General features: G+C 38.1%; 2 protein-coding genes and 1 pseudogene. 2 read left to right on the top strand and 1 reads right to left on the bottom strand.

Features of this window, described 5'->3' with window-relative positions; translation table 11 throughout:
• Positions 1 to 387 precede the first annotated feature (387 nt).
• Positions 388 to 618: a hypothetical protein gene (locus tag AFK68_RS08490; protein WP_094672357.1), complete on the bottom strand. Its 231-nt coding sequence runs from the start codon at positions 616 to 618 to the stop codon at positions 388 to 390.
• A 340-nt stretch (positions 619 to 958) separates the two neighbouring features.
• On the opposite strand from AFK68_RS08490, the gene AFK68_RS08495 reads away from it, so the two are divergent.
• Both AFK68_RS08495 and AFK68_RS08500 read left to right on the top strand, forming a co-directional pair.
• The gene (locus tag AFK68_RS08495; RefSeq protein ID WP_210407304.1) at positions 959 to 2,152 is read left to right on the top strand and encodes an RNA-guided endonuclease TnpB family protein; all 1,194 of its coding nucleotides are present in this window, start codon (positions 959 to 961) and stop codon (positions 2,150 to 2,152) included.
• Positions 2,153 to 2,353: 201 nt separating this feature from the next.
• Positions 2,354 to 4,392: pseudogene (locus AFK68_RS08500) on the top strand (hypothetical protein); the annotation flags it as partial.

Raw genomic sequence — 4,392 nt, forward strand, 5'->3', positions numbered from 1 at the left:
ATGGTAAACCCCGCCCCTGCCGAAGCTGATTCCCTAATCAACTATTTTAGTTGAAACGGTCCACTATAGTCAAAAATTTGTGATAATTTAAGACCTTGTATGCGACTAGGGAGTGAATCAACTAATCAATACTAAAAGTAGCCTCAATGGTATGCCTGATGGGAGACAGTAGTGATAATTGATACCAGAAGGCTTCTTCATTCCAATTATTTTGATAAATTGAACTTCTGACTTCTTCAAAGCTTCTTGATTAAAATAAACAGGACTTACCCAAGAGAACTAAGAAACCTTGTTTTTTTGTAGATATCTATATGTTCAAACCAAGGATTTATCTTAGCAACCGGGTTTTGTGTTTGTAAGTCCTAATAAAAATAAAATCAAATAAAATTATGACTCAGATGGATTTTGGGGAAAATTAAGCATTGGTAGGCGATCGCCCCGGAATATTTCCTCACTATACATTCCAACTTCTGATAATAACTCATTAATGGCTTTATTACCCAACAAACCCAGCACAACAGGACCAGTGGCCAAGCTAAGGACAATATCTGAGGAAATTTTCCAACTAGGGGTTGTAAGTGTAGGATTTTCAGAAGAATTTTCTCGAAAAGATTGCATTTGTATTACCTCATTGATATACTTTCAGACTTCAAGGCGCGGATATTTTCCGAATAATATTTTTTGTTAACTGAGTCCACTAATTATATTTGACTATACTTGCCTATAAAGTTTGTAATACTAGGTAGATTACCTAGTTTTTAAGGTAATAGATTAGCCAAATAAGAAAGACTGATGACTCAATGCTAATTGGTCTATATTTTATAGTATAATAGTTAACCTATAATTTTTAGCAATATTCTACTGATTTGAGCAAAAAGCTTTTCTTTATCTCTATTGATACGCTACAAAAGTTAGCTAAGAAGATGAGAGCTAGGCGGTTTTAACCCCTCGATGAAATATGAGCCAAGGGATTCCCATTCGTAGTATCCTACACAAGTGTGTAGGGTTATCTTATCATTATCCTATGAGTAAATTAACTTTGACACTCAAACTACCTTTTTATCGGCTTAATGCTTGTAAGGCTGCTGAATTCGAGCGATTAACTTTGCTCAATACTGAAGTGGCTAACACATTGCTCAGGGTCGAGAAATCAGAGCGTCGCAAGTATACAAGCAAAGATTTTCATCATGTGGAAATAGGTTCAATGTGGATTAACCAAACTATTCGTAATACCTGCGCTCAGACTAAGGTAAAAAAATTTAAACGCTTACCAATAGAACTCAATAACCAAGGATATAGGGTTAGTCGTCAAGGTAATTTATTTACTGTTTCTCTGAGTCTATACCGTGGCCAGAAAAAACGAATACCTCTGGCAGTTCATTCAGCTTCACACCAAGAAACTTTAGCTCATATTATTAATGGAGAGGCGCTCTTAGGGTCTCTGAAAATCTCAAAATCTAGAAAAGGTATTTGGTATGCTCTAATTTCGGTATCTATGGATGTTCCGGATGCAGAATTAGTTAATGGCTGGATTGGAGTTGATAGAGGACAAAATAATATTGCAGTAGCAGGATTACCCAATAGTTTTGGCAAGTTTTGGAGTGGTAAACAAGTAAAAAGTTTGAGGCGTAAATATCAAAAGTTACGCTCCTTACTCCAAGAATCTAAAAAGCTTAGGAAAGTCAAAGAGATAGAAAGACGTGAGCGTAGAATTATGACTCATATAAATCATGTAATTTCCAAGCAATTAGTACAATTTGCCCAAGATTATAATATGGGATTACGGTTTGAGGATTTGTCGGGCATTAGACAATCGTCACTTCAGCGCCAGAAAATCAAGTCTGATGCTAGTCAAAACCGAGACTATTGGGCCTTCTATCAGTTAGAGTTATTTACTAGCTACAAAGCTGTTAGAGCAGGTGTACCAGTAGAGTCTGTACCCGCTCCATATACCAGTAAGTCAGACCATCGTAACGGTGTAATAGGTAAACGGGTAAAGCATACTTTCACAGGTGTTGATGGTTATACTTGTAATGCCGATTGGAATGCCTCTCAAAATATTGGTCAATGGTTAGGTTTTTCATGTCCTATAAATCTATGCCTCCGGCAGGCTTCGCCAACAGAAAGCTGTATCTGTAATGGATGGGGTTGATTTTCAGGTAGGGGTCAATGACAGTCCCTAAACTGATGAGAAGTTAAAACAGGCGGATTTATCCCCTGTTTTAACAACCTTTGCTCCGCAATGCTGACGCAAACAGAATCCACGCGGATTTATCCCGTGGAGTGTCAAATTCCAAAATGTCACCAATGAATAGTTAGGCCAATCAAGGGAGTCTCCCAAACTAAGGAGAAGATGAAAGGGAATAAAATAATATCGACCGAAAATAGATCCCCCCTAGGAATTTGGGCACAGAAAGCCTTGGGACTTCCAGAAGTACAGGTACAAGTAAGATTGCGGGGCAATCATTTACATATCCTCTGTGAAGCCGAAAAATGTCCCGAAATGAACTTTGCCCTAAGTCAGTTTTCCCAGGCACTGAGTCAGATCGATATAGAGTCTCTATTACCTCCTAATCAACCTCGGATTTACCAGATGTTTCTGTGTGGCCGTACTTTAGGAAGGAGGCGACCTGACTGGACGGTAAAACTTGATGGTAATAAGGTAGCAACTCAGAGTCAGAGGGTAAATACTCCTGCCAATTCCGATGATTCAGGAACTAATTCCGACCTAATATCTAATTATGTTTCTCCTCAAAATTACTCACCAAACGATCCTAGTAGTCAAACTTTACCTGAAGAAGAATTAACCAAAGTTGGTGCTGGGCAATCTTCTAAATTGGATATCCAGGATAATATTGCCTCTGAACTGCTGTTAACTCCTCCAAAGGATTCTATCTGGACAAATGACACATTAAACCATCTCAACTTTTCATCACCACAGTTAGATTCAGAGAGCTTTTCTCCCACTGAACCACAAAATTCTAAATTAGAAACACAGCTAGATAAGGTCAAAGAATCTGAGCAATATCTACTAGATTCTCCTCTCACAGTTTCTTCTCAAAAATTAGCTGAATATGGCCATCCAGATGCAATTGCCAGTTATTTGAGTGAAATTTTAGGGGAGTTAGGGGTCTCTGTAAATGTCAATATTCGAGAAAGACAACTTAAGGAAAAATTAACAGAAACTACCCCAAAATCAGAGGATGCTGGTAAAAATTCTAAATTGAAAACCCAAAAAATATTATGGGTATCCTGTGAAGCAGCTTATAGTCCAGATCCATCTCTTTTGGCGGAACCAATTACCCAAAAGTTACGAGACCTCAAGCTTAAAGATTTCCATGAAGCTTTAATTTCTCTACTCGTTCAGGGTGAAACGACACCTGACTGGATGTTGCGGGTGGATCTAACTCCACCTAATTTAATGCTACAGGAATGGGCGAGTTGGGGGGATGTAGCAGCCATTGAACGGTTGCTTAAACAAAATTTGGCTACCCTGGGAGTGGATATTCGAGCTACTTTAAAAGAATCAACCTTACATTTATTCTGCACTAATACTGATAATTCTAGCCAACAAGCTCCAGAAAAAGAGAAAATCAAAGAGGCGATCGCTAATAAATTAGCAAAAATTCTACCAAGAGGTATCCAAGCAGCTACCATCTATGGTTGTATTCTTGATGAAACCAACCATAAAAAATCAGAGTCACCTCAATGGATAGACTGGTTGAATTTACCAGCATCGGAAAATCCCGATCTATCTGCTAGTCCTAAAGTTTTGGCAAGTCAGGGAAACCATGAAGCAATTAGTTTTCTGTTAAATAGATTACTTAATCCCAACCTTGACCAAAGATTGCAAACAGGAGGTATCCGGGTATTAATATTACCCAAGCAAGAATTATTGCACGTTATGAGCGAAGCTCCTACCTGTCCTTCTCAATCTTTAGTAGGACCTATTATCGTAAATTTCTTGCGTCAACTTGAAATTCCTGGAGTTAATGGGGTTAGAGTATACGGTCGTCGTGCTGGTCAAAAATTGCCTTTGTGGCGCTACGGGATTAATTTTACTGGGAGAAGTCGGCAGCATTCTGAACAAACTCCAGAGTTTGCTGCTTCTACGGAAATGGATTTTTTATTGGGCAAAACAGCAGATCGTGTTTTCCTCAAGTTAAAACCACAAACGACTGAAAAAACTGATTCAAAACTGTTACTTCCTGAGAGGTATACACTTACAAAACAACTTTGTACAGGTATCCAACAATTACTTATTGGTTCTCGTTTATTTATTCCTAATGAAGAAGAATCTACAAAAATAACTAATTCATTAACATATAATACTCGTAGTTATGGTAAATGGGTTGCTGCTATTGCTTATGCTGCTCTGGGTATTTTATTGAC

The organism is Hydrocoleum sp. CS-953 (assembly GCF_002260545.1).
Lineage (GTDB): Bacteria > Cyanobacteriota > Cyanobacteriia > Cyanobacteriales > Microcoleaceae > Trichodesmium.

Coding starts and splice junctions, on each gene's coding strand:
- AFK68_RS08495 (WP_210407304.1), top strand. CDS start 959: ATGAGCCAAGGGATTCCCATTCGTAGTATCCTACACAAGTGTGTAGGG.
- AFK68_RS08490 (WP_094672357.1), bottom strand. CDS start 618: ATGCAATCTTTTCGAGAAAATTCTTCTGAAAATCCTACACTTACAACC.